This window comes from Methylophaga sp. UBA2496, assembly GCF_002341635.1.
Classification (GTDB): domain Bacteria; phylum Pseudomonadota; class Gammaproteobacteria; order Nitrosococcales; family Methylophagaceae; genus Methylophaga.
In genome coordinates this window covers 151,216-173,796 of record NZ_DDOK01000008.1, presented here as the reverse complement: position 1 = coordinate 173,796, position 22,581 = coordinate 151,216, and the positions used below count along the sequence as shown (strand labels likewise).

Here is a 22,581-nt window from a genome sequence, read left to right as displayed (position 1 = left end):
AGGATCTGAATAATATAAACAAATCCTAGCTGCGCGCCGGGAACATGGATTTTTTCAGGATCGCATGCACACCCCAGTTGCCATCCACCACTTGGGTGATACCAAAGTCGACCGCCACCGTCATTAGCGATATCGCCTCGTCCTCATCCAGCTGTTGAGTCGTCATTAAAAAGTGTCGCATCTTGCGATAGGCATCGCGTAACGCTTTATCAACCGAAGATTTGCTGTAAATATCATCCTGAGCATTGGGACCCAGTTCAGCCAGATAATTGGCATAGCTAAAGCCATGTAACACCCAGTCATCCTGGGTTTCCAGCAAGGGATAATTGAGTTCAGCCAAAGAAGTGCCGGGCAGATCAGCTTTTTTGTGCAATATAAACTGGAAAGTCCCTGTTAAAGAGCACTCAATGGCGGTACCGCACAACTCAGAGTCACCCTGTGATGCATGTGGATCACCCACTGAGAACATGCCGCCATCCACTGCGACCGGGAAATAAATCTTCGCACCTTTGCCAATCCGCCAGTTGTCGATATTGCCGCCAGTGTAGTTGGGCGGAATCGAGTTCACCATATCGGCTTCTGCAGGAGCAAGGCCAATGGTGCCAAAGTGAGGCCGGATCGGAATACGGATATCACGCAGAATATTTTCTTTTTTGGTGATGGTACTGTGATCAACCGGTACGCCCGGATAATCGATAGTCGGATGGACCACACCGAATGGATCGGTTTGTGGTGTCCAGCGATAGTTGTAGACGGCTTTGGCCCAGTTGCGCTCACCCGTTGCATCGACTTCGTAGATGGTAATGACTTCCCGTTGTTTTGGTTCGGTAAGCATATCGCCGTAATGAAAGCCCCACCAGGCAGCGGCATTACTGCCAAAGGTCTTACCTTTGTAATCAGGGTTGCCACTCGGTCTGGGGGTGACATCAACTATGCGCACCTCAAGAATATCGCCGGGCTGAGCGCCTTTGATGCGTACTGGTCCGGTACAGATATGCACGCCGGCTCCACCACCTGCTCCAATCTTGGCATCCATCGGGCCAGCACCACGTCTATCGACACCTTTGCGTTGGGCATCCCAATGAAAAATACTTTCTGCGCCGGGGTCACCTTTTACCATCCGTTCAGCATCATCGTTGGCATGATGGGTGAGTGTTTCCATGGTGACAAAATCACCGGACTCGATTTCAACGGTAGGCTTGGCATTCTTGCTGAAATAACCCCAGAGAACTGTTTCCGGGGTGGCAGGAATGTAATAGTGCATCTGGCCAGGTGCGTCAGCATTAATTGGTGTATTGGCGCCTGCGGCAAAACTCATTGGTGACATGGACATGCCCATGGCACCCAGAGAGGCGGCACCACCGCCAACAAACGCGTTACGGATAAATGAACGTCTTGCCGTATCAAATTCCTCGACGACGTCTTTTTTATTTTCTTCGGTGATGCCGTGTGTACAGCCTGGAGTGCAAATATGCTCTGTCATGATAAATCCCCTCGGATAACTGCTTGATGTCGGAGGTGCCCCGGCAGTGCGGCACGTGCAGATATTATGTTCCGGAGAGTGAGAGTTCTTCTTGTCGGCTGGCGCACTAATTCTTGTCGAAGATAGTTAATTGAGGTTTGTTGCTACCGCTCAATAACCCTCAATAAAACTCTTTCTGGAAGTTACCCAATCCAAACTTTTACCGTTAAACATTTACGGATAGAAAACTCGAGACTTGTTAATTACGAATGCAAACGATAATCTATCGCATTAGCTGTTGTTGTGAAAACACTAAAAATGTTGATAAACACCATGAAAATGGCCTTTTTATGCAGGTCATTCGACTTGTTATTAACTGAAAACATCTGAGTCGGCAGCGAAGCCATTATCTCATCGAAAAAGGCTTTGCTCGCTTAAAACCGTTTGTATGGAACATCCTTATATGACTTTGTCTTACCCAGGCCGAATTTTTTCGCTGCTGTTGGCCGCTACATTTGGTGGCTATTTGCTAACTTCGGCAGTGGTGATTCTGGTCGCCGCTATTTTGCCGTTATCGCGTGCTGATGCGGTTATCACTAGCTCATTACTGAGTTTTGCTGTGTATACCGCAGTCATTATCTGGGTGTTTGCGGTTAAAGATGCCAAACGTGCCTGGACAGGCATGTTATCGGCGACAGTGATAATTGGCGGAACAGGTCTGCTGCTGACGGAGTTGCTGCGATGAAACAGGCAACAGCAGTGAATAATGAACCAGGTCGTTTCCGTCAGGCGATGGCCTGGTTGCATACCTGGGGTGGGTTAGTCGCCAGTTGGGCATTATTTGCCATTTTTCTGACCGGTACTATCGGGGTGTTTGATGATGACATTACACATTGGATGAACCCTGAAAGAGCCATGGTGGGGGAGTTTGATCCTCAGACCAACACTCAGCAGCAGCGTTTGGATGCAGTCACAAAAGGTGAAGCCTATCTGCGAGATATTGCGCCACAAAGCCACCTTTGGAGAATACGTTTACCCAGTGAAGTAGATCCGGCTATCGGCTTAACTTGGGAAAATGAAAACGAGCAGTTCCAACAAGCTCGATTGCATCCGGTCAGCGGTGAATTACTAACTCAAAAGCAGGAACGTGAAACACAGGGCGGACATCATTTTGTGCATATGCATTTTGAGTTTCATGCCGGTACAGCTGGTATCTGGTTGGTAGGCTTTTTTACCATGATTATGCTGGTGGCGCTGGTCAGCGGCATTATTATTCATAAGCGTATATTCAAGGACTTCTTTACCTTTCGCCCCGGCAAGGGGCAACGCAGCTGGCTTGATGCGCATAATGCATCTTCAGTTTTATCCTTGCCGTTTCAATTGATGATTGCTTATACCGGCCTGATCGTCTTTGTCACGGTTTACATGCCTGTTGGCGTAATAGCTAATTATGACCATCCACGAACCTTTTTTGCCGAAGTGTTCAATCAACCGGAGCATCGTCCAGAAACCGGGATTCAAGCTGAGGTTTATCCGGTAACGGAATTGTTCGAAAAAGCGGAAGCATTGATGGAAAAACCCGCTAGTTTCATCAGTGTGGAGCATCCCGGCGACAGCAGTGCGGTGGCCAAGGTGTTTGGCTTATTCGAAAAAGAAAAAAATACCGGACGCCTGTTATTTTTGAGTTCCGGCCAGGTGATTCTGGACGCTGTCACTGGTGAGTTGCTGCATATCGAAGCACCAGATTTATTTGATAAAAGTAATGCGTTTGCCGCACAACGTATTATGCGGACCTTACATTTTGCCAATTTTGGCGGTTATACCGTGCGCTGGATTTATTTTATTCTGGGCATGGCGGGCACCATCATGATGGCCACTGGCGCCATTCTGTTTATGGTGAAACGACGTCAGAGATCGCTCAATGAATTTGGTGCACAGACACCCAAGGTTTACCGCGCCATTGAAGTGCTCAATATCAGCGCCATCAGTGGATTAATGGTGGCCTGTATAGCGTTTTTCTGGGTGAATCGACTGTTGCCTCTGGAAGTAGCCGATCGAGCCGGCTGGGAAATTAAGCTGTTCTTTTTTATCTGGCTGGGCAGTTTGCTGCATGCCGCATTACGACCTGCCTCACGTGCCTGGATAGAACAATTAATTGGCTTTGCTGTTTTATCTCTGTTGCTGCCAATCGTTAATTGGCTGACCACCGGCCAGCACTTATTCCATTATTTTGCCCGGGGGGACTGGTCAAACGTGGGATTTGAGCTAACGGTACTGCTGTTCGGGGTGTTAGGTGTCTTCACGGTCAAAATACTCAAACGCAAACAACAAAAAACCATAACAGAAGCCAACAGAGTCTATAAACCTGAATCGGAGTCAGCTTAATGAACATGTTGCTGATGATGTTGCTCGGAACAGCCTTGTGTTATGCCGGTATGGCCGGGTTAAGTCTTGCAATGCCGCGGAATTATTCGCAGTTAAATGCGGCTAAGTTATCTGCCCGAAACAATTTTGTATTGCGGGTTGCCTCGATTGCATTGCTGATAGTTTCACTATGGCCGGTTATCAGCATGTGGGGTGTTGTGGTCGGCATTGTGATCTGGCTGGGTTTACTATCAGTGGCCGCAGTGATGTGGGTGAGTTTACTGGCTTATTGGCCACGATTAGCGACAGCAAAGGCACTGGGATTGTCGGTTGTCGGATTGGCAAGTTGTGTCGTTTTATGGCTATGTTAATCTTGATGTAATTTCATGGGGCAGCTATGAAAAAATTCAGACTGGATGTGATTTTGTGTGTGATTGGAATTATTGGTTTACTGATTAATCTGGCATTGAATCTCTATGCTTATATACATGTTGACCCGGTTTCATCCACACCATTGGAAGAAGGCTGGTGGTCTGTATGGTTGCCGAGTTATCTGGTGTGGATGGTATTTTTAACGATTGCTTCGTTTCTTGGTGTCTATCAAAAAGATTAATTCTGTTCTTCGGGGATATCTTGCCCATCAGTGTTCGTTAGTTCTTCGGGCACTTGCGGTTCTCGAGCATCATTTTCCTGCTCTTCAGTGTTTTCCTGTATTTCAGTATTCTCCAGTTCTTGAATACTTTCCGATTCTTCAGGATCATTCTGGCTTTCGCTCATCCCCTGAATAAACTGCGGTGCCAGACGCTCATACAGGCTTTCTCTTCCTTCCGTATTCTCAGGTTGTTGCGTGTTGTCAGGATCTTTATTGTTCTGCTGATCTTCAACGCGCTCCTGAATGAAGGGTGGTTTAAGACGCTCAAAAAGGCTTTCCTGTTCGTTGATGCTGGCTTCAACGGTAAAGCGTTTGATGCCGATTAGCTGACCGGAATCTGTGACCACTTTAACCTGCCATTTACCTATCGGATCTTTGGGGAAATTCAGTTTCTGTGTCCAGGCTCGATATCCCTGTTCGCTGCCGCCTTCAATATTCAGCGTGATTCGATCTACCTGTTTGCCGTTATGCATCCAGATATGATGGATTTTTTCCTGTAAGCCGCGAGGTGCGCGGATAGCTGTCCAGGCATAGATGCCATCGCGTTTCAGTGATTCCACATCAAGGCGGTCAATGTGGATGCTATGGGTACGTTGCTCACGATCCACTTGCTGAACCAGATTAAATTCTGTCAAGCGTAACGCCGCAGGTGGTACTAAGCTTGGGACTTGCCATAAGCCAGCAGCTAAAGCGGATAACATCAGCACCATGACAGGCCGACGCCACCATTGGCCGTTGACGACAAACTTTACCAAGCTGGGCAGACTGAACAGGAGAGAGACAATCAATGCAATCGCCAGACTTTGTCCAGTCGTCAGTTGCAGCAGTATCGGTAGAGCCACCAGCAAAACAGCAAATAATGCTAATGCATGAAAAATGACAAAGAGTGAACGACGCGGCGCGAGCTGTTTGTAATACAAAGGATCGATCACTGAGATCAACGCGCATAAAACTAATAATCCGGTAAAACCTGCCTGGGTGTGGTTCCAGGTAGTGACTGCAAGGAAAAACGGTAAGGCAAAAAACAGACTTTCCTGATGCACCAATTGCGTCACATAATGCATCAATGCTGGCGGTATATTGAGGCCAAAGCGGTTTTTAAAGCTCTCGCGTAACCAGTTTTCCAGTACCAGAAACACCCAGCTCACCAGCATTACAATGGCAATTACTTGCGCCAGTGATTCTTTACGTTCCACCAGAAAATAACTGGCCACACCGGAAATAAAACCAAACGCTGCAATCAGACCGGGCCAGCGTTTCGCTAATTCAATCAGCGAAAAGAGTAATGATTTCAATGTGGCCATTTGAGCTGAGCTACCGCGGTCAGTGTAAAAGCTAAATAAAGATGATGAATTTGCTTATCACCTATGAACATCAGATTGGTAGTCGAATGATTAGCACGTCAATCGATTTTGGTAGTGGTTTTACAATTCGCTACGAGCAATTTGGATCGCTTTTTTTACCTGTTCTGGCGCTGTGCCACCGAGATGATTTCGAGCCGCTACTGAACCTTCAAGGGTTAATACCGCAAACACATCTTCACTGATCTGATCACTGAACTGTTGCAACTCATCCAATGACAGAGCCGACAAGTCTTTTTGCTGTTTTATCGCATAGGCGACTGACAGACCGACAACTTCATGAGCATCACGGAATGCGACACCCTTACGCACCAGATAATCAGCCAGATCGGTTGCCGTTGCATAACCTTTCAGCGCCGCCAGACGCATATTATCTTTTTTGACTGTAATTACAGCCAGCATATCGGCATAAACACGCAAAGAACCGAGCAACGTATCAATGGTGTCAAACAACGGTTCTTTGTCTTCCTGGTTATCTTTGTTGTACGCCAAGGGCTGATTTTTCATCAGCGTCAGCAGGTTAAACAGATTTCCGTAAACCCGGCTGGTTTTACCCCGTATCAGTTCCGGCACATCCGGATTTTTCTTCTGCGGCATGATCGACGAGCCGGTGCAGAACGCATCACCCAGATCGACAAAATCAAACTGGGCAGATGACCAGATGATCAGTTCCTCTGAGAAGCGCGACAAATGCATCATCAGCAGTGAGGCGAAGCTGTTAAATTCGATGGCAAAATCACGATCACTGACCGCATCCAGCGAGTTGCGACAGATACGTTCAAAGCCAAGCAATTCAGCGGTATATTCGCGATCAATCGGAAAGGTGGTACCGGCCAGTGCAGCAGCACCTAATGGAAGACTGTTGACCCGTTTAGAGCAATCGTCCAGACGTTCCAGATCGCGGCTGAGCATCTCAAACCAGGCCAGCATATGATGACCAAACGTCACTGGTTGCGCCGTTTGAAGATGGGTAAAGCCGGGCATGATGGTATTAAATTCACGTTCGGCTACATCCAGCAATGTAGAACGTAATCTTTGTAATTCACTGCGAATCGGCACAATCATATCGCGCAGATACAAACGCACATCGGTTGCCACCTGATCATTACGTGACCGACCGGTATGCAGTTTTTTGCCCACTTCGCCAATCAGTTTGATCAGTCTGGACTCGATATTCATATGCACATCTTCCTGTGCAATTGACCACTCAAACTGATCGTTATCAATTTCAGTTTCAATCTGCTGCAAACCATTAATGATTTGATCACGTTCGCTTGCTGTTAGCACGTCGACTTTGCACAACATGGTGGCATGAGCAATGGAACCCTCAATGTCCTGCCGGTACATGCGTTTATCAAAGGTCACCGAAGCAGTGAATTCCTCAACAAACTTATTGGTGGGTTGCGTAAGACGGGCAGAAGAAAGCTTTTTATCAGATGCGGTCATAGCACGGGCCTGTGATTGCTGGCAGAAAAAGACGGCATTATAACGCGGCTGCTCGTGGATCCGCAGGGGAAAATGTTAGAATCAACCACACTGTTCATAATCAACTGGTGTTTGTTTCATGAGTCAACGTACCGTTCGTATTGCCACCCGCCGCAGCCCGCTTGCCATCTGGCAGGCTGAATTTGTTCGTGACAGTCTGCTGGCGCTGGATCCGCATTTAAATATTGAGCTGGTCCGTATTAAAACTCAGGGCGATATTATTCTGGATACACCTCTGGCCAAAGTCGGCGGTAAAGGTTTGTTTGTCAAAGAGCTGGAACAGAGTATGTTGGCTGGCGAAGCGGATATTGCGGTGCATTCGATGAAAGATGTGCCGGTGGAGTTTCCCGAAGGTCTGCATTTACCTGTTATTTGTGAACGTCATGATCCGCATGATGCGTTTGTTTCCAATCACTTTGAAAACGTTGATGATTTGCCGCAGGGTGCTGTAGTTGGTACTTCCAGTCTGCGCCGTGAATGTCAGCTGCGTCATTATCGCCCTGATCTGAAAATCGTACCGTTACGCGGTAATGTGAATACCCGTCTTGCCAAACTGGATGCGGGACATTTTGATGCGATTATTCTGGCCAAGGCCGGTTTGGAAAGACTGGGATTTGATAAACGTATCCGCAGCGCTTTAACGCCGGAACAAAGTCTGCCAGCGATTGGACAGGGTGCGCTGGGTATTGAAACCCGCATTAATGATGAGGCAATGAATGCCTTAATTGCCCCGCTTAATTGTGCTCTGACCTCAATCACTGTCAAAGCAGAACGCGCTTTAAATCGCCGTTTGAAAGGCGGCTGTCAGGTGCCTATCGGTGGCTATGCGATGTTAAATGGCGATGATATCTGGTTGCGGGGGCTGGTCGGCCGTCCTGATGGCACTGAAATGCTGCAGCAGGAAATTCGCGGCAAGGCCAGTGAATCTGAGCAGCTTGGTTTAACATTAGGCGAGATGTTATTAAGTAAAGGTGCGGACAAAATTCTGGCCGATGTTTATGGTGACTGATACGGTGGCGTTGCCATTAAAGGGCCATAAAGTGTTAGTGACTCGCCCAATTCATCAGGCCAAAGGACTCGTCGAGATGATAGAACAGCAGGGGGGGGAGGCGATAAAGTTTCCGGTCATAGAAATCAAGGCGATTGATGTCAGGCAATGGAATGAATGGAATCCGCTACACACGAATTGGCTGGTATTTGTCAGTCGTAATGCGGTTGAAGCGTTTATGTCGGGCTACCAGCAACAGCTACCATCCACAATTAAACTGGCAGCCGCAGGTGAAGGCACTGCGCAGGCAATGCGGGAACAAGGATTAAAGGTTGATTTACTACCGGAATTGTCAAATGGAAGTGAAGGTTTGCTGCAATTACCCGAATGGCAACAAATGGATCAGCAGCAGGTCACTATTGTACGGGGCGAAGGTGGGCGAGAGCTGATGGCTGAAACCTTGCGAGCCAGAGGTGCTAGTATTGATTATCTGGAAGTTTACCGCCGACAATTGCCAAAGGTATCAGTAGATCTTCAACAAAAAGCCTGTTCTGCCGACTGGCTGACGGCGACCAGTGCCAATGGTGTCACAAACCTGTTAAGTTTATTATCAGTGAGCTGCCCGCAGATTCTGCAAAAACCTTTGCTGGTAGTGAGTGAACGAATCAAGGCTTTTGCGATTGAACAGGGATTCAAACAGGTGCATGTCAGTCTAGATGCCAGCGATGGTGCAATCATTCAGCGACTTATTGAAATGGGATCAGATCATGGAGTCTAACAACAAATCTGAGCAGGCAGAAAAGCCGGCTAAAAAAACTGAACAAACCAGTTCAGACACACCCAACAAAGCCTTTCCATGGCAAATTGTGTTGCTGGTGTTGGTGGCGATTCTGATTACTCTTCCAGGGGCAGCAGCACTTTGGTATGGATGGCAGCAGCAACAGCAACTTGTTCAACTGGAAAACCGTCTTGATGAAATAGCCGATCTTAAAACCGATATCTCCCAGTTAGGTTCTGCCCAAAGCCAGCTTGATGACCAATTGTCCAAGCTGAACCAAACACAGTTGGAACAGGGTGATGTCCTTACCAAATTACAGAATCAGTCGCCATTAACCAGTGACGAAATTGAACTCGAATGGGCGCTTGCGGAAATCAGGTACTTGCTCAACCTGGCCAATCAACGGGCCTTACTGGCAAATGATACCAACGGGGCAGCACTTGCTTTATCTTTGGCCGATCAACAGATCCGTGAAATCGGGGACTATCGTATGCAGCCGCTACGTGAACTGATTGCCGAAGAAGAGTTGGCACTGGAAGCTGCCGGAGAAACCGATGTTGCAGGTATTGCAGCCGATATGCTGAGTTTGATTAAGTCGATCGATAATTTAAGGGTGGTCACTGGGCCGAAACAGACTTTTTATAATGAAACTGAAGCAAAGGCGACTGAGCAACCTGCCTGGCGTGAGGCGGTTTCAGAAGTCTGGGCACAACTACGCTCTCTCGTGGTGATTCGTCAGCAACAGGATGCGCCAGCAGCGGTTTTAATGCCGGAACAACGGTATTTCCTCTATCAGAATCTGCGCTTGCAGCTGGAAACCGCACGATTTTCTGCTCTGTCAGGAAATCAGCGAATGTTTGAACAAAGCCTGCAATCTGCAATCAGCTGGCTGGAACAGTATTTTGTGGGCGATCAGCGCGATGCGATGCTGGTCATTCTGGAAGATATGCAAAATCAGGCTATCAGTATAGAAACCCCGGATATTTCAGGTTCGCTACGCTGGCTAAAAGGATTTGAACCATGAAATGGTTGATTATCATTGGGCTGGCTCTGGCCTTAGGTGGCATTTTTGTCTGGTTAGCTGATTTTGAACCAGGCTTTGTATTGATGCAGTATGGTCAATGGACACTGGAAACATCGTTAATTGTGTTCACTGTTGCCTGGTTGATTCTTTTGCTACTGGCTTATATGACGCTGCGCAGTCTGGCGATAATTAAAAACACCCCTAATCGCCTATCTCATTGGCAGGAAAACCAACGCCATAAACGTGCGACCAAAGCGTTGACTAATGGTTTGATTACACTGGAAGAAGGTCGTTGGGCCGAAGCAGAGCGCCTGTTGATCCGTCATGCAGGAAACAGTGAAACTCCGTTATTGCATTATCTGGCTGCGGCCCGGGCGGCACAAAAACAGCAGGCACCAGAACGTCGTGATTCCTATTTGAAACTGGCACATGAAACTACGCCTAGTGCAGACATTGCTGTCGGGGTGGTTCAGGCGGAATTACAGCTCTCGGCGGGGCAGAAAGAACAGGCATTGGCAACGTTGCAGCATTTACGCGAAGTGGCGCCAAAACACCCATATGTATTACAACTGTTGCAACAGCTCTACCAGGACACGGCCCAATGGCAGGAAGTGCAATCTGTATTACCGGATTTGCGTAAGCGTCATGTATTGGATAACAGTTCAGCCAATGCTTTGTCAGCAGAAGCCACAGTTGGTCAGTTACAAAATGCATTGATCAGGCAGGAATGGCAGCGAATGGAGCAGATTTGGCTGCAGTCTTCGGCGAAAATAAGACAGTCTGAGCAGGTGCTGAAAACCTATGTAAATGGTTTGTTATTACAGGGTGAGCAACAGCAGGCAATGCAAATGATTGAAGAATATTTACGCAAAAACTGGAGTGATGCTCTCATATACCAATACGGAAAAATTTTGCAGGGCGATTTGTTGAAGCGTCTGGCCACGGCGGAAAAATGGTTAAAACAGCGTGAAGAAAATCCCTGGTTATTGCTCACCCTGGGAAGACTCGCTCAGGCCAATAAGCTGTGGGCTAAAGCGGAAGCTTATCTGCGTGCCAGTATTGAGCATGGTCCTCGTGGCGAGACCTATCAGGCATTGGCGGAAGTGTTAATGGCGCAGGATAAACGTGATGCGGCCGCTAATACTTATAAGCAGGGTCTGGATGTGATGTTGCAGAATAATCCGAATAAAGTGATCTAGTCAGCTGTAACAATATAAAAAAACGGCGCTTTAAGCGCCGTTTTTGTGTGTATGGAATTAAATCATTACAGCCGCATCGGCATAACCACATACTGCCGGGTGAATTTTGGATCATTAGGGGTAATCAATGCGCTGCTATTTTCATCGGTAAACAGCAGTTTAACCTTATTATCCGGGATGGCGTTGAGCAAATCCAGCAGATACGCATTATTAAAGGCGATTTCCAAATCAGGGCCGCTGTATTCCACAGCCAGCTCTTCTTCAGCAGATTCCTGTTCCTGGTTGGTAACGGTGGCTTTAAGCAGATTGTTACTCAAGTTCAGTTTGACGCTGCGGTGTTTGTCATTAGCCAGGATTGAGGCACGTGACAAGGCCTGTTTAAGCTCATCACGCTCAGCGATAACTTGTTTATCACCACCTACAGGTAAGACCCGTTCGTAGTTAGGAAATTGACCATCAATCAACTTGGAAGTGAAATGCATATCAGGCAATTCAACTTTCAACTGTTGTGGACTGATTGCCAAAGTCACATCATCAGCGACATCACCTAATAAACGGCCTAATTCCAAAATCGCTTTACGCGGCACAATGACAGTGTGCTTTTCATTGGCTTTTTCTGCTGTTTCTATGCTGCCTAATGCCAGTCTATGACCATCAGTGGCAACAGCTCGCAGGATATTGTCTTCCCGCTCAAGCAACAAACCATTCAGATAATAACGAACATCCTGGCTGGCCATGGCAAAACTGGTTTCATCAAGCAGATCTTTTAATGCTGATTGAGGAACCGTCAGTTGATCAAGGTAATTGGCACCTTCGCTATCCGGAAAATCCGTTGCAGGAAGTGTGGCTAATGAGAAACGACTTTTACCCGCCCGAACTAATGATTTGTTGTCTTCTGCCTGAAAACTGATGGTGGCGTTCGCGGGTAAGGCGCGCACAATATCCAGTAGTTTGCGGGCAGAAACAGTCGTTTCTCCTTCTTTGTCGACTGCAACCGGCAGTGTAGCAATCATTTCCAGTTCCATATCGGTACTGGTCATGGTCAGCTGCTGTCCCTGACAACGTAATAAAATGTTGGACAAAATAGGCAGGGTGGAGCGCCGTTCAACGATGCTGCACACCAGTTGTAAGGGACGGGCAATAATGTCTTGGCTCACAGTAAATTGCATGATGTCTCTCTCAGCTAGCTGGATAAAGTACGAAGTAAATTACGGTAATCTTCCGCGATGCGGTTATCAGTTTCTTTCAGTTCCACCACTTTACGACAAGCATGCAAAACTGTGGTGTGATCGCGTCCACCAAAAGCATCACCAATTTCCGGCAAGCTGTGACTGGTGAGCTCTTTTGCCAGCGCCATTGCTATTTGTCGGGGACGGGCAACCGAGCGTGTACGTTTTTTTGCCAGTAAATCGGATACCCGTATTTTGAAGTATTCTGCAACAGTTTTCTGAATACTTTCCAGTGTCACCAGTTTTTGATGTAACGCCAGCAGATCTTTTAACGCATCCTGCGCCATATCAATCGACAGTGGCTGATTTGTAAAGCGTGAAAAAGCCATCACTCGCTGTAAGGCACCTTCCAGATCGCGGACATTGGATTTAATGCGTTTAGCAATAAAAAAGGCCACATCATCCGGTAGGGTAATCAGATTTTGTTGCGCTTTTTTGATCAGAATCGCAACGCGGGTTTCCAGTTCGGGCGGTTCGATAGCAATGGTCAGGCCCCAGCCCAATCGTGATTGCAAGCGTTCATCAAGGTTTTCTACTTCTTTAGGGAATCGGTCACAGGTCAGAATGATCTGTCTTTGACCTTCCAGCAAACTATTAAACGTATAAAAGAACTCCTCCTGAGAGCGTTCTTTTTTGGCAAAGAACTGTATGTCATCGATTAATAAGGCATCGGCGCTACGGTAATGTGCTTTGAATTGATCAATGGCGTTATTGCGCAGTGCGGTAATCATATCCTGTACAAAACGTTCAGACGATAGATAAATGACTCGTGCTTTGGGATTGTTCTGTCGAATTTTATTACCAACGGCGAGCATCAAATGCGTTTTACCCAGCCCGGTTCCGCCATACAAAAATAAGGGGTTATAACCAGAAGTGCCGGGTGCCTCAGCCACATGTAAAGAGGCAGCACGGGCAATCTGATTGGATTTACCTTCAACATAATTATCAAAGGTAAACAATGGATTCATTGGGCTGCCAATAGCTGGCGCAGGTTCAGTTTCAGAGAGTGAAATTGATGCCGGGGCTTTATCAGTGGTTTTGACACGTCGTTTGGTTTTTTCAGCGGAAATGGAATCTTTGGTACCGACTTCAATTTCAATTTTACTGATGTTACCGTTGGTTAAACCCTTGATCAGCGCATTAATCTGTTGCTCAAGTTGCTCATGTACCCAGGCCTTTACATAAGGATTAGGTGCTAACAGTCGTAGGCTATCTTCGGTTTCAATGGCTTGCAGGGGGCGAAGCCACGTGTTCAGCTGTTGTGCCGAAAGATCACCTTCGAGATGGGATAGACATTTTTCCCAAAGGGGTGAAGACACAGCAACTCCTTGACTATTATAAGGTTTAGATAAAGCAGACTAACTAACTTCAAACAATTTAGGTGATAGTATAGCGTGTCAGGCAGGGCATCTAAAGTTATCTGCATGCGGGATGTTTGGCAAGTAAATAATATCGCCTGGCAGGATGAATGCGGTTTGACTTGTTATGCTCACAAACTCTATAATCCCATGTCTTTTGCCCCGGCTGTTTCCGTTCGAGAGACGCTTACCGGCTGCAAAACCATTGATATTCCTGGAGTTGGTAAAATGAAAAGAACTTTTCAGCCTAGTAATCTGAAGCGCAAGCGTACTCACGGTTTCCGCGCACGTATGAAAACTGTTGGTGGTCGTCGTGTTATTAACGCCCGCAGAGCCAAAGGCCGCGCAAAACTTTCTGTTTAATTCTCTCTGTTCGCAGAGGGTGCATGACTTGGCCACTTTCAGCCGAGCCATGAAAATGAATAGCCCGGGAGATTTTACCCGGGTTTTTCGTCAGGGAAAGCGCACCGGTGGCGGTGGCCTGACGATCCTGAGCGCTGAAAACTCAGTTGGGCATCCCCGACTGGGACTGGCCATCGCAAAGAAGCATCTTAAGCTGGCCAGTCAACGTAACCGGGTAAAGCGGATCATCCGGGAGTCTTTCCGGCAGCATCAATCTGCTTTAGCTAATATCGATATTGTGGTGTTATCACGACCTGACATAAGTCAACGGGATTCATCGCAGTTATGGGCAGCATTGGAGCGACATTGGTTAACCGTGGTGGCACAATGGCAAACATCCTAATCGCTTTTGTTCGCGCGTATCGCTTTTTATTAAGCCCGTTCATGGGCATGCACTGCCGTTTCCAACCTTCTTGCTCGCAATACATGATTGAAGCCATTCAGACCCATGGCTCACTGCGTGGCGTGTGGCTCGGTTTACGCCGACTTTCACGCTGTCATCCCTGGCACGCCGGTGGCGTGGATCCTGTTCCTGAACTAAAGATAAAAAAACACAATGGATAACCTCAGAACTCTGTTTATTTTTGGCCTGTTAATTGTTTCTCTGTTGTTGTGGGAAGCCTGGCAAAATGACTATGTGCGTCCTCAGCAAGTTGCCACGCAATCGAATGCTGCTGAGCCATCTACTGCCGCAGACCAACAGGATGACTTACCTGAATTGCCTGCCGCGGTTTCTGCTGATGGCCTGCCTGCATTACCAGATAGTGATCCAGCCACGGCAAGTTCGACCAATCAGGTCAGGGTGAAAACTGATGTGATTGACGCGATGATTGATTTGCGTGGTGCGGACATACGCAAGCTAGCGTTGCTGAAATATCCTGTGGACGTAAATTTGCCGGATCAACCTGTGCAGTTCTTGAACGATGGTCGCAATAAATTCTTTGTCACCCAGTCCGGCTTACGTGCTGAAGGTCCTGCGCCAACGCATTACGAAAACTATACTGCAGAACAGAATGAATACACCTTATCGGATAATGCCGACAGTTTAAGCATTCCTTTACGTTGGGAATCGGATAATGGTCTGACAGTGATCAAGACTTATACTTTCAATCGTGACAGTTATCTGGTGAATGTCACTTATCAGATTGAAAACCGCACTGGTGAACGTTTTGCAGCATATCCTTACGCCCAATTTAATCGTAATGAAGCTGAGGACGATAGTTTCCTAATCTATACCTATACGGGTGCAGTGTTTTCCAGTGAAGGCAATGAATATGAAAAAGTTGATTTCGGGGATCTGAAAAAAAATGATTTTCGCCGTGATGTAAACGGTGGCTGGGCAGCGATGATCCAGCATTATTTTGTAGCAGCAATTATTCCTGAGAGCAAACCTCTGGAAATCAGCTTATATGGTAAATCGCTCAATAACACCAACTACACAGCAGGTATTCGTTTCCCCGTTGTGGTTGCCGAAGATGGCGAACAGGCTCAAACCGCTTACCAAATTTATCTGGGACCAAAAGAACACAAACGTTTAGAACAGATTGCTGAAAATCTGGATCTGACCGTTGATTATGGCATTCTGACCATTATCTCCAAGCCATTATTTATTGTCATGGAGTGGTTACATAAATTAACAGGCAACTGGGGCTGGTCCATCGTCTTGCTGACCATTCTGATTAAGCTGGCATTTTATAAATTGTCAGCAGCCAGTTATCGTTCTATGGCCTCGATGCGTAAATTGACGCCTAAGCTGGCCAGCCTGAAAGAGCGCTACGGTGATGACAAGCAGAAATTCAATCAGGCGATGATGGATCTGTATCGCACCGAGAAAATTAATCCTCTGGGTGGTTGTTTGCCGATCCTGGTGCAGATGCCAGTGTTTTTAGCGTTCTATTGGGTATTGGTAGAAAGTATTGAGTTACGTCAGGCAGACTTTATTTTCTGGTTGAACGATTTAACGGCGATTGATCCTTACTTTGTATTGCCGGTTTTATTTGGTCTGACCATGTGGTTCCAGCAAAAACTCAATCCTACGCCACAGGATCCGGCACAGGCGATGATGATGAAAGTATTCCCCATCGTATTTACCGTTTTCTTTGCCTTCTTTCCATCAGGCCTGGTGTTGTACTGGCTGGTCAACAATCTTCTTTCGATTGCCCAGCAATGGTATATCACTCGTAAAATGGGTGCGTTATAGACCTATCGTAGCTCAATACAGGCTGCGTTGTTTACGGCTAAAGTAAACACAATTCATTATGACTGAAATCTTCACCGATACTATCGTAGCCATAGCCACCGCGCCGGGCCGCGGTGGTGTTGGTGTAGTGCGTTTATCCGGACCGGATAGTGCTCAGATTGCCGAGCAAATCTGCGGCAAATTGACTCAGCCTCGCTTTGCTAAGTTTGCCCCTTTCCGTGCCGCTGATAAAGAGATTATCGATAGTGGTATTGCGCTGTATTTTGCTGCGCCAGCCTCTTTTACTGGTGAAGATGTGGTGGAGTTGCAAGGGCATGGCAGTCCACTGGTTATGGATCGGCTTTGTAAACGTGCGATTGAGCTGGGTGCCCGTATGGCACGTCCCGGCGAATTTTCCGAGCGGGCATTTCTCAATGGCAAGATGGATCTGGCACAGGCCGAAGCGGTAGCCGATTTAATCGAAAGCTCTACTGAACAAGCTGCCCGTAGTGCGATGAGATCCTTGCAGGGCGAGTTTTCCAACAAAGTAAATGCTTTCCTGCAGGAGCTGACTTATTTAAGGATGTTTGTCGAAGCCTCTATTGATTTTGCTGATGAAGAAATTGATTTTCTTGGCGAAGCCCAGGTGGATAAACAACTGCAGCAATTGCTTACCACTTTGGCGGGTATTCAAGGTAGCGCCCGACAAGGACGGCTATTGCGTGAAGGCATCAGCGTGGTTCTGGTTGGTCAGCCTAATGCCGGTAAATCCAGTTTGCATAATCGGCTGGCAGGTCATGATGCCGCTATCGTCACGGAGGTCGCGGGGACTACCCGTGATGTATTACGTGAGCAGATTCATATAGGTGGATTGCCGCTACGAATATCAGATACTGCCGGCCTGCATGATGCTACCGATGATATTGTTGAGCTGGAAGGCATTCGCCGCACGCAAAACGAATTGTTACAAGCCGATCATATTCTGCTTTTGATAGATGATAGGTTGGGTATGACCGAGCAGGATGAAAAAATCCTCTCTGCATTACCGGCAGAAAAATCCATAACGTTGATTCGTAATAAGATCGATCAAAGCGGCCATGTTGCTGAAATAACGAATGAAAACGACATGTCAGTGATCTATCTGTCAGCCAAAAATGGCGAAGGCATGGAATTATTGGTCCAGCACCTGTGTGAAGTCGTCGGTTTCCATCCTGAAGAAGAGGGGGTGTTTATGGCGCGTCGTCGACATCTGGATGCTTTGCAACGTGCGCAGCAAGCGATTGAAAGTGGTTATAACTGTCTTACCGGGATGGGCGCAGGTGAATTACTGGCTGAAGAGTTACGACTTGCACAGACAGCGCTGGGCGAAATTACCGGTACTTTCACTAACGAAGACCTGCTGGATCATATCTTTTCCAGCTTTTGTATCGGAAAGTAATTTTTATGAGTGCCGAGTTTCCATATCAGGACACTCAAATCAGCGCTTTACATGAAGTCCGACATCAACAAATCCTCAAATTAGTTCAACAAAGTGGTGTCAGGCAAGTTCTGGATTTAGGTTGTGGTTCAGGTAATTTTCTATGGCAATTGCTCAATGAAACTCAAATTGAGCAAGCTATTGGCGTTGAACAATCCGGTTTATCTTTAATGCAGGCCCGTGAAAAACTTGCGGTTTATCTCGACGCAACTCCTTGCCGGCTCACATTAATTAACGGTTCTTACGCCGATCCTCATCCAGAACTGTCTGGCTTTCCGTTGGCAGTGATGATTGAAACCATTGAACATGTTGCGCCGAAGCATTTATCTCAAGTTGAAAAAAATGTTTTTGCGGTGATGTGTCCAAAGCAGATCATCCTCACTACGCCGAATAGTGAGTACAATCCTTTATACGGTCTGAATCCGGGCGAGTTCAGGGACCCGGATCATCAGTTTGAGTGGACACGGCATAAATTTCAACAATGGGCCAGAGGCGTGGCTGTCCGTCATAATTATGAAATACATTTTTCAGGAATTGGGGAGGCAGATCTGCAATTAGGTTCACCCACCCAGATGGCAGTATTTCAGCAGCTTTGAAACTCATCTGTCATGGAATTGCCACGCAAATACCATAGCCTTTCGGCATAACGTGGTCAGTGCGTTACAATATTTCCACCATTCTTTTATGCGAAATCTAATCATTCAGGAGCCAGCATGCTGCGTCTATACAAAATTGCTCATGGCTTAATTAAGGAAATCAAAGTTGAAGGCGAGGTGTCGGGGCATCACTTAAAAGAAGCTGACTGGATTGATGCGTTAGAGCCTGATGATGATGAACGCGCATTACTTGCTACCTTATTCAGTGATGAAGTGCCAGATGTTGATGATGTCGAGGAAATCGAAGCATCAGCCCGCTGTTTTACCGATCAGGATGGACTGCATGTGCATTCATTGTTTCTCGGTTATTCAGAAGGACGGCATCACACGGTATCCGTGGCATTCATTCTGCAACAAGATCGGTTAATAGCCATTCGTGATGGAGAATTAAGTGATTTCCGTTTATTACGAATGCGTGCTCGCCGCGGTCAGGTGAGTTGTGAAACGCCCACGGATTTACTGATTACCTTGCTGGAACAGAAAGTCGAGAATCATGCCGATAATCTCGAAGATATCCATCGCCAGTTAGAGCGGGTCAGTCATCTGGTCCTGGAAGATGAAAGTGCCGATTTGGAGGATGCCATCAGTCAGCTGGCTCGTCTGGAAGACAGTAACGGAAAGATACGCTTGTGTCTGATGGACACTCAACGTGATATTTCGTTTTTACTGCGCCATCTACGTGAGCCGGGATCTTCCCGGGAAACCCTGTATGAGATATTGCGGGATTTGGAAACACTGATGTCACATACGACTTTCCTCTTCGATAAGATAAACTTCCTGATGGATTCCACTCAGGGTTTTATCAATATCCAGCAGGCTCAGATCATCAAAACGTTCTCGATAGCCGCCGTCGTATTCCTGCCACCGACCTTGATTGCCAGTATTTACGGGATGAATTTTAAATATATGCCGGAACTGGACTGGAGCTTTGGCTATCCATTTGCTATTGGTTTAATGGTGGCGGCAGGTATGGCACCTTATCTATACTTTAAACGTAAAGGCTGGTTATAAAAATTCATTAAAGGAGTGATTCATGAGTCGACATTTTGATAAAGCAGAGGGTTTGAGTGAACAGCATGACCCGGCGACACATGACTATGTGTTTAACCAGACCATGTTTCGTATCAAGGATCCAAAACGAACATTGAAGTTTTATTCTGAAGTAATGGGCATGACATTAATCAAGCGCTTTGATTTTCCGGAAATGCAGTTCACCCTGTATTTCATGGCAGCTATATCACCTGAACAACGTCAAGACTGGTCTGATGACAATAATGAGCGAATCAAGCAAACCTTTGCCCGTCCAGCCATGCTGGAGTTAACCCATAACTGGGGTGACGAAGACAAAGATGAGGTTGCTTATCATAACGGTAATAGTGAACCACGGGGCTTTGGTCATATCGGTTTTGCCGTACCGGATATTGATGCCGCCTGTGCACGTTTTGAGGCGTTCGGTGTACCGTTTGTAAAACGACCTGATGACGGCAAAATGAAAGGAATTGCTTTTATTCAGGATCCGGATGGCTATTGGATAGAAATTTTCACCCCTGATCGTCAGCCGACTTTGCTGAAAGATCATCTTGGTTAGGTTCTTCCTGTTTAGTGGAGCCGACTCCGAGTGGAGGACTGGCATATACCTGTACTCGGTCTGGCATTTTTTTGGCTTCGTACATTGCCTCATCAGCGTAACGGACTAGTTGCATGGCGTTACTACCATGCAGTGGGTATAAGGCAATGCCAATACTGACGCCGATATGCAGAATCTTGCCATCAACCTCATAGGGGATGCTCAGACATTCACAGATTTTTTCTGCTGTTTGCTGGGCATTCGCCAGATGATGAACATTTTGTAACAGCACGACAAATTCATCACCGCCAATGCGTCCGACCACATCTGCGCCACGCAGGCATTGGCGTATACGATTCGCCACCTGTTGCAATAATAAATCGCCAATGGCATGTCCATGCTGATCATTGACCGGTTTGAAATTATCTAAATCCAGAAATAAGACGGCGACGACTTGTTCTTCACGCTGGCTTAAGACGATGGCCTGATTCAAATGCTCGGTAAAACTGGCGCGGTTTGGCAAACCGGTTAATGTATCGTGATGCGCCATATGTGACATGCGCTGCATCAGCAGTTTATGTTCAGTGATATCCCGGGCAATACCGGTGTATGAGTCAACGATGTCATTTTTATCAAATAACGGTGCTGCATTACTGCGATGCCAGCACCAGTGACCATGTAAATGTCTGATTCGGTATTCGATGCCACTGTGTTTTTGACGGCTGTGCCGTACCTGTTGTAAAAAACTATGACAGGCAGGCACATCATCAGGATGCACAAAGTGCTCGAAATGCCTGCCAATCACTTCATTGAGCGGATGGCCCAGAATCTCTGTCCAGTTGGGCGAGGCATAGGTCAGTATGCCGTCCAGAGATAACGAATAAATGATGTCATTGGCATTTTCAACAAAGGCTCGAAATTTATTCTCACTTTTGTTCAAAGCGGTTTCGTAGTTTTTGCGTTGGGTAATGTCATTGCCGTAGCCGGTCCAGATAATAGTGCCATCAGTTTCACGTATCGGTGTGTCGTAGGCTTCAATCCAGATGGTTTCACCCCCTTTAACAAGCATTCGGAATTCACTGTGCCATGCGCTGCCCGTTTCAGCGCATTCAATGCTTTCATTAATAACACGCTGATAATCATCTGGATGAATCATTTTTAGTAACAAGTTGGCATCTTCAGCAACCTGTTGCTGGGTTACACCAAACAATTGTTCCAGTCTGGAACTGGTATAAGTGTATTGAAATTGACCGTCAGGTGTTCGACAAAGCTGGTAAATAAAACCAGGCAGGTAAGGTGAAACGGCGTGTAAATGTCTAAGCAACTCGCTGTGGGTCAGAGAGGAAGGTGTCTGCTGGCCGTTGTTTGAAGATTGCGTCATGCTTGATAACACCATTTGTTTTTTATTCAATAATAGGCCGATGCATGTATGGCTTCAAGCATTTAAATGACCTGGAAAGGTCAGTTACTCCATGCTGCAGGAAGATTATTTTTTAAATGATCAATAAATATTCGGGTGCGTCGAGACAAATGACCGTAGGGATACATTAACCAGATTGGCAGACTGGGGCCATTCCATTCGGCCAGACAGCGTTGCAATTTGATTGAATGCTTATTCAAAGCTGTTTCAACCAACCAGTCGGGATAAAACCCCAAGCCCTTTCCACGAGCGATCGCATCAGCCTGTATCACAAATTGATCCGCGGAAAGACGTGATGGTCTTGCAGCTAATTTAAATGTGCTTCCCTGAGTATGGTTTAATATGATTTCATCCATTGATTGGGACAGTGTATCAATCCATTCATGCTCAGATAGCTGGCGCGGATGACTGATTTTTTCAGCTTGTTGTAAATATTCCGGGCTGGCATAGATACCTTGAGAGAGTTGACCGAGAAACTCATGTCGTAAACCACTTTCAGAGATTTCCCCCAACCATAAGGTGACCGATTCTCCATCGGTTGCAAGGGGCAAACTAAAACCTGTACGCATTTTAAGCTGTAATTTAGGGTGCTCAGCCATTAATGATTCCACTTTATCGCTAAGCCAGCTGCAACTGAACGCGTTGTGAAATGTAAAATTGAGTTCTCCGCTCACCTCCATCTGCAGAGCATCCAGTGCGAGCTGACTTTGTTGTGCGAGAGCGATAAATTGCTGGCAATAACCGGCAAATATCTGACCTGCCTGAGTGGGGATAAGGCGGTTTGATTCCCGGCGTAGTAATTTTTGACCTATCCGTTCTTCAAGTTGAGAGATACGTCTGCTTAATGTTGATTTTGGAATACCCAGTTGCTCTGCGGTAAACGTTAAACTGCCGGATCGGGTGATCTCAACAAAGGCGTTAACGGCTCTCATATCTGGCAAAACTATCCGGTTTTTCATAATCGCTCTGTTCAGGTTTTT

At 46.7% G+C, this 22,581-nt stretch carries 23 protein-coding genes; 16 read left to right on the top strand and 7 right to left on the bottom strand.

The annotated features are described in order from the left end of the window. Positions 1 to 25: 25 nt before the first annotated feature. Positions 26 to 1,483, bottom strand: coding sequence for an acetamidase/formamidase family protein (locus tag B2W60_RS12900; protein WP_292361333.1), 1,458 nt, complete (start codon positions 1,481 to 1,483; stop codon positions 26 to 28). 442 nt (positions 1,484 to 1,925) lie between these two features. Here B2W60_RS12900 and B2W60_RS12895 point away from each other — a divergent pair, with 442 nt between their 5' ends. Genes B2W60_RS12895 through B2W60_RS12880 form a run of 4 tightly spaced genes read left to right on the top strand, consistent with a single transcriptional unit; the run spans position 1,926 to position 4,439 of the window. Next, on the top strand, positions 1,926 to 2,207 hold the full coding sequence (locus tag B2W60_RS12895) for a hypothetical protein (protein ID WP_292361332.1): 282 nt from the start codon (positions 1,926 to 1,928) through the stop codon (positions 2,205 to 2,207). Further along, on the top strand, positions 2,204 to 3,847 hold the full coding sequence (locus tag B2W60_RS12890) for a PepSY-associated TM helix domain-containing protein (protein ID WP_292361331.1): 1,644 nt from the start codon (positions 2,204 to 2,206) through the stop codon (positions 3,845 to 3,847). The genes B2W60_RS12895 and B2W60_RS12890 overlap by 4 nt, the downstream gene beginning before the upstream one ends. Then, on the top strand, positions 3,847 to 4,197 hold the full coding sequence (locus B2W60_RS12885) for a DUF3325 domain-containing protein (RefSeq protein ID WP_292361330.1): 351 nt from the start codon (positions 3,847 to 3,849) through the stop codon (positions 4,195 to 4,197). Before B2W60_RS12890 ends, B2W60_RS12885 begins: the two co-directional genes overlap by 1 nt. Before the next feature lie 26 nt (positions 4,198 to 4,223). Further along, positions 4,224 to 4,439 carry a hypothetical protein gene (locus B2W60_RS12880; protein WP_292361329.1) on the top strand — a complete coding sequence of 72 codons (216 nt, stop codon included), beginning with the start codon at positions 4,224 to 4,226 and terminating at the stop codon, positions 4,437 to 4,439. On the opposite strand, the gene B2W60_RS12875 is transcribed toward B2W60_RS12880, so the two are convergent. Further along, positions 4,436 to 5,782 (bottom strand): DUF5924 family protein, encoded by a 1,347-nt coding sequence (locus tag B2W60_RS12875; protein ID WP_292361328.1) that lies wholly within the window; start codon positions 5,780 to 5,782, stop codon positions 4,436 to 4,438. The genes B2W60_RS12880 and B2W60_RS12875 overlap by 4 nt on opposite strands. Positions 5,783 to 5,902: 120 nt before the next feature. After that, a complete protein-coding gene (gene argH, locus B2W60_RS12870; protein ID WP_292361327.1) occupies positions 5,903 to 7,285 on the bottom strand; it encodes an argininosuccinate lyase in 1,383 nt (460 codons plus the stop codon). Positions 7,286 to 7,403: 118 nt separating this feature from the next. Between argH and hemC the strand changes: the two genes are divergently transcribed. The 4 genes from hemC to B2W60_RS12850 are packed head-to-tail and all read left to right on the top strand — an operon-like array spanning position 7,404 to position 11,313. After that, on the top strand, positions 7,404 to 8,333 hold the full coding sequence (gene hemC, locus B2W60_RS12865; protein WP_292361326.1) for a hydroxymethylbilane synthase: 930 nt from the start codon (positions 7,404 to 7,406) through the stop codon (positions 8,331 to 8,333). After that, complete coding sequence (locus B2W60_RS12860; protein ID WP_292361325.1) at positions 8,317 to 9,090, top strand: uroporphyrinogen-III synthase; 774 nt, start codon at positions 8,317 to 8,319, stop codon at positions 9,088 to 9,090. The genes hemC and B2W60_RS12860 overlap by 17 nt, the downstream gene beginning before the upstream one ends. Continuing rightward, entirely contained in the window at positions 9,080 to 10,114 is a 1,035-nt protein-coding gene (locus tag B2W60_RS12855) for a uroporphyrinogen-III C-methyltransferase (RefSeq protein WP_292361324.1), read from the top strand. Before B2W60_RS12860 ends, B2W60_RS12855 begins: the two co-directional genes overlap by 11 nt. Then, positions 10,111 to 11,313, top strand: coding sequence for a heme biosynthesis HemY N-terminal domain-containing protein (locus B2W60_RS12850; protein WP_292361323.1), 1,203 nt, complete (start codon positions 10,111 to 10,113; stop codon positions 11,311 to 11,313). Before B2W60_RS12855 ends, B2W60_RS12850 begins: the two co-directional genes overlap by 4 nt. Before the next feature lie 65 nt (positions 11,314 to 11,378). Here the strand turns inward: B2W60_RS12850 and dnaN are convergent, their stop codons facing one another. Next, positions 11,379 to 12,482, bottom strand: a complete 1,104-nt coding sequence (dnaN, locus tag B2W60_RS12845) for a DNA polymerase III subunit beta (RefSeq protein WP_292361322.1) — start codon at positions 12,480 to 12,482, stop codon at positions 11,379 to 11,381. A 14-nt stretch (positions 12,483 to 12,496) separates the two neighbouring features. Further along, positions 12,497 to 13,861: a chromosomal replication initiator protein DnaA gene (dnaA, locus tag B2W60_RS12840; protein ID WP_292361321.1), complete on the bottom strand. Its 1,365-nt coding sequence runs from the start codon at positions 13,859 to 13,861 to the stop codon at positions 12,497 to 12,499. Positions 13,862 to 14,128: 267 nt separating this feature from the next. On the opposite strand from dnaA, the gene rpmH reads away from it, so the two are divergent. From rpmH to gloA, 8 genes are all read left to right on the top strand, one after another. After that, positions 14,129 to 14,263, top strand: coding sequence for a 50S ribosomal protein L34 (gene rpmH / locus B2W60_RS12835; RefSeq protein WP_036311011.1), 135 nt, complete (start codon positions 14,129 to 14,131; stop codon positions 14,261 to 14,263). Between the two features lie 49 nt (positions 14,264 to 14,312). After that, positions 14,313 to 14,645, top strand: coding sequence for a ribonuclease P protein component (gene rnpA / locus B2W60_RS12830; protein WP_292361320.1), 333 nt, complete (start codon positions 14,313 to 14,315; stop codon positions 14,643 to 14,645). Then, positions 14,630 to 14,866 carry a membrane protein insertion efficiency factor YidD gene (gene yidD, locus B2W60_RS12825; RefSeq protein WP_292361319.1) on the top strand — a complete coding sequence of 79 codons (237 nt, stop codon included), beginning with the start codon at positions 14,630 to 14,632 and terminating at the stop codon, positions 14,864 to 14,866. The genes rnpA and yidD overlap by 16 nt, the downstream gene beginning before the upstream one ends. Next, complete coding sequence (gene yidC / locus B2W60_RS12820; RefSeq protein WP_292361318.1) at positions 14,859 to 16,502, top strand: membrane protein insertase YidC; 1,644 nt, start codon at positions 14,859 to 14,861, stop codon at positions 16,500 to 16,502. The genes yidD and yidC overlap by 8 nt, the downstream gene beginning before the upstream one ends. A gap of 58 nt (positions 16,503 to 16,560) precedes the next feature. After that, positions 16,561 to 17,919, top strand: a complete 1,359-nt coding sequence (gene mnmE / locus B2W60_RS12815; RefSeq protein ID WP_292361317.1) for a tRNA uridine-5-carboxymethylaminomethyl(34) synthesis GTPase MnmE — start codon at positions 16,561 to 16,563, stop codon at positions 17,917 to 17,919. Positions 17,920 to 17,924: 5 nt separating this feature from the next. Then, entirely contained in the window at positions 17,925 to 18,554 is a 630-nt protein-coding gene (locus B2W60_RS12810) for a methyltransferase (RefSeq protein WP_292361316.1), read from the top strand. Between the two features lie 117 nt (positions 18,555 to 18,671). After that, positions 18,672 to 19,625: a magnesium/cobalt transporter CorA gene (gene corA, locus B2W60_RS12805; RefSeq protein WP_292361315.1), complete on the top strand. Its 954-nt coding sequence runs from the start codon at positions 18,672 to 18,674 to the stop codon at positions 19,623 to 19,625. Positions 19,626 to 19,647: 22 nt separating this feature from the next. After that, positions 19,648 to 20,202: a lactoylglutathione lyase gene (gene gloA, locus B2W60_RS12800; RefSeq protein ID WP_292361314.1), complete on the top strand. Its 555-nt coding sequence runs from the start codon at positions 19,648 to 19,650 to the stop codon at positions 20,200 to 20,202. On the opposite strand, the gene B2W60_RS12795 is transcribed toward gloA, so the two are convergent. Continuing rightward, a complete protein-coding gene (locus B2W60_RS12795) occupies positions 20,156 to 21,562 on the bottom strand; it encodes a sensor domain-containing diguanylate cyclase (protein ID WP_292361313.1) in 1,407 nt (468 codons plus the stop codon). The genes gloA and B2W60_RS12795 overlap by 47 nt on opposite strands. Positions 21,563 to 21,642: 80 nt before the next feature. Beyond that, positions 21,643 to 22,560: a LysR family transcriptional regulator gene (locus B2W60_RS12790; protein ID WP_292361312.1), complete on the bottom strand. Its 918-nt coding sequence runs from the start codon at positions 22,558 to 22,560 to the stop codon at positions 21,643 to 21,645. Positions 22,561 to 22,581: the final 21 nt, after the last annotated feature.

What these genes read in the sequence shown, in the direction of transcription:
- B2W60_RS12900 (WP_292361333.1), bottom strand. Translation starts at nt 1,483, where the DNA reads ATGACAGAGCATATTTGCACTCCAGGCTGTACACACGGCATCACCGAA.
- B2W60_RS12895 (WP_292361332.1), top strand. Translation starts at nt 1,926, where the DNA reads ATGACTTTGTCTTACCCAGGCCGAATTTTTTCGCTGCTGTTGGCCGCT.
- B2W60_RS12890 (WP_292361331.1), top strand. Translation starts at nt 2,204, where the DNA reads ATGAAACAGGCAACAGCAGTGAATAATGAACCAGGTCGTTTCCGTCAG.
- B2W60_RS12885 (WP_292361330.1), top strand. Translation starts at nt 3,847, where the DNA reads ATGAACATGTTGCTGATGATGTTGCTCGGAACAGCCTTGTGTTATGCC.
- B2W60_RS12880 (WP_292361329.1), top strand. Translation starts at nt 4,224, where the DNA reads ATGAAAAAATTCAGACTGGATGTGATTTTGTGTGTGATTGGAATTATT.
- B2W60_RS12875 (WP_292361328.1), bottom strand. Translation starts at nt 5,782, where the DNA reads ATGGCCACATTGAAATCATTACTCTTTTCGCTGATTGAATTAGCGAAA.
- argH (WP_292361327.1), bottom strand. Translation starts at nt 7,285, where the DNA reads ATGACCGCATCTGATAAAAAGCTTTCTTCTGCCCGTCTTACGCAACCC.
- hemC (WP_292361326.1), top strand. Translation starts at nt 7,404, where the DNA reads ATGAGTCAACGTACCGTTCGTATTGCCACCCGCCGCAGCCCGCTTGCC.
- B2W60_RS12860 (WP_292361325.1), top strand. Translation starts at nt 8,317, where the DNA reads ATGTTTATGGTGACTGATACGGTGGCGTTGCCATTAAAGGGCCATAAA.
- B2W60_RS12855 (WP_292361324.1), top strand. Translation starts at nt 9,080, where the DNA reads ATGGAGTCTAACAACAAATCTGAGCAGGCAGAAAAGCCGGCTAAAAAA.
- B2W60_RS12850 (WP_292361323.1), top strand. Translation starts at nt 10,111, where the DNA reads ATGAAATGGTTGATTATCATTGGGCTGGCTCTGGCCTTAGGTGGCATT.
- dnaN (WP_292361322.1), bottom strand. Translation starts at nt 12,482, where the DNA reads ATGCAATTTACTGTGAGCCAAGACATTATTGCCCGTCCCTTACAACTG.
- rpmH (WP_036311011.1), top strand. Translation starts at nt 14,129, where the DNA reads ATGAAAAGAACTTTTCAGCCTAGTAATCTGAAGCGCAAGCGTACTCAC.
- rnpA (WP_292361320.1), top strand. Translation starts at nt 14,313, where the DNA reads ATGAAAATGAATAGCCCGGGAGATTTTACCCGGGTTTTTCGTCAGGGA.
- yidD (WP_292361319.1), top strand. Translation starts at nt 14,630, where the DNA reads ATGGCAAACATCCTAATCGCTTTTGTTCGCGCGTATCGCTTTTTATTA.
- yidC (WP_292361318.1), top strand. Translation starts at nt 14,859, where the DNA reads ATGGATAACCTCAGAACTCTGTTTATTTTTGGCCTGTTAATTGTTTCT.
- mnmE (WP_292361317.1), top strand. Translation starts at nt 16,561, where the DNA reads ATGACTGAAATCTTCACCGATACTATCGTAGCCATAGCCACCGCGCCG.
- B2W60_RS12810 (WP_292361316.1), top strand. Translation starts at nt 17,925, where the DNA reads ATGAGTGCCGAGTTTCCATATCAGGACACTCAAATCAGCGCTTTACAT.
- corA (WP_292361315.1), top strand. Translation starts at nt 18,672, where the DNA reads ATGCTGCGTCTATACAAAATTGCTCATGGCTTAATTAAGGAAATCAAA.
- gloA (WP_292361314.1), top strand. Translation starts at nt 19,648, where the DNA reads ATGAGTCGACATTTTGATAAAGCAGAGGGTTTGAGTGAACAGCATGAC.
- B2W60_RS12795 (WP_292361313.1), bottom strand. Translation starts at nt 21,562, where the DNA reads ATGACGCAATCTTCAAACAACGGCCAGCAGACACCTTCCTCTCTGACC.
- B2W60_RS12790 (WP_292361312.1), bottom strand. Translation starts at nt 22,560, where the DNA reads ATGAAAAACCGGATAGTTTTGCCAGATATGAGAGCCGTTAACGCCTTT.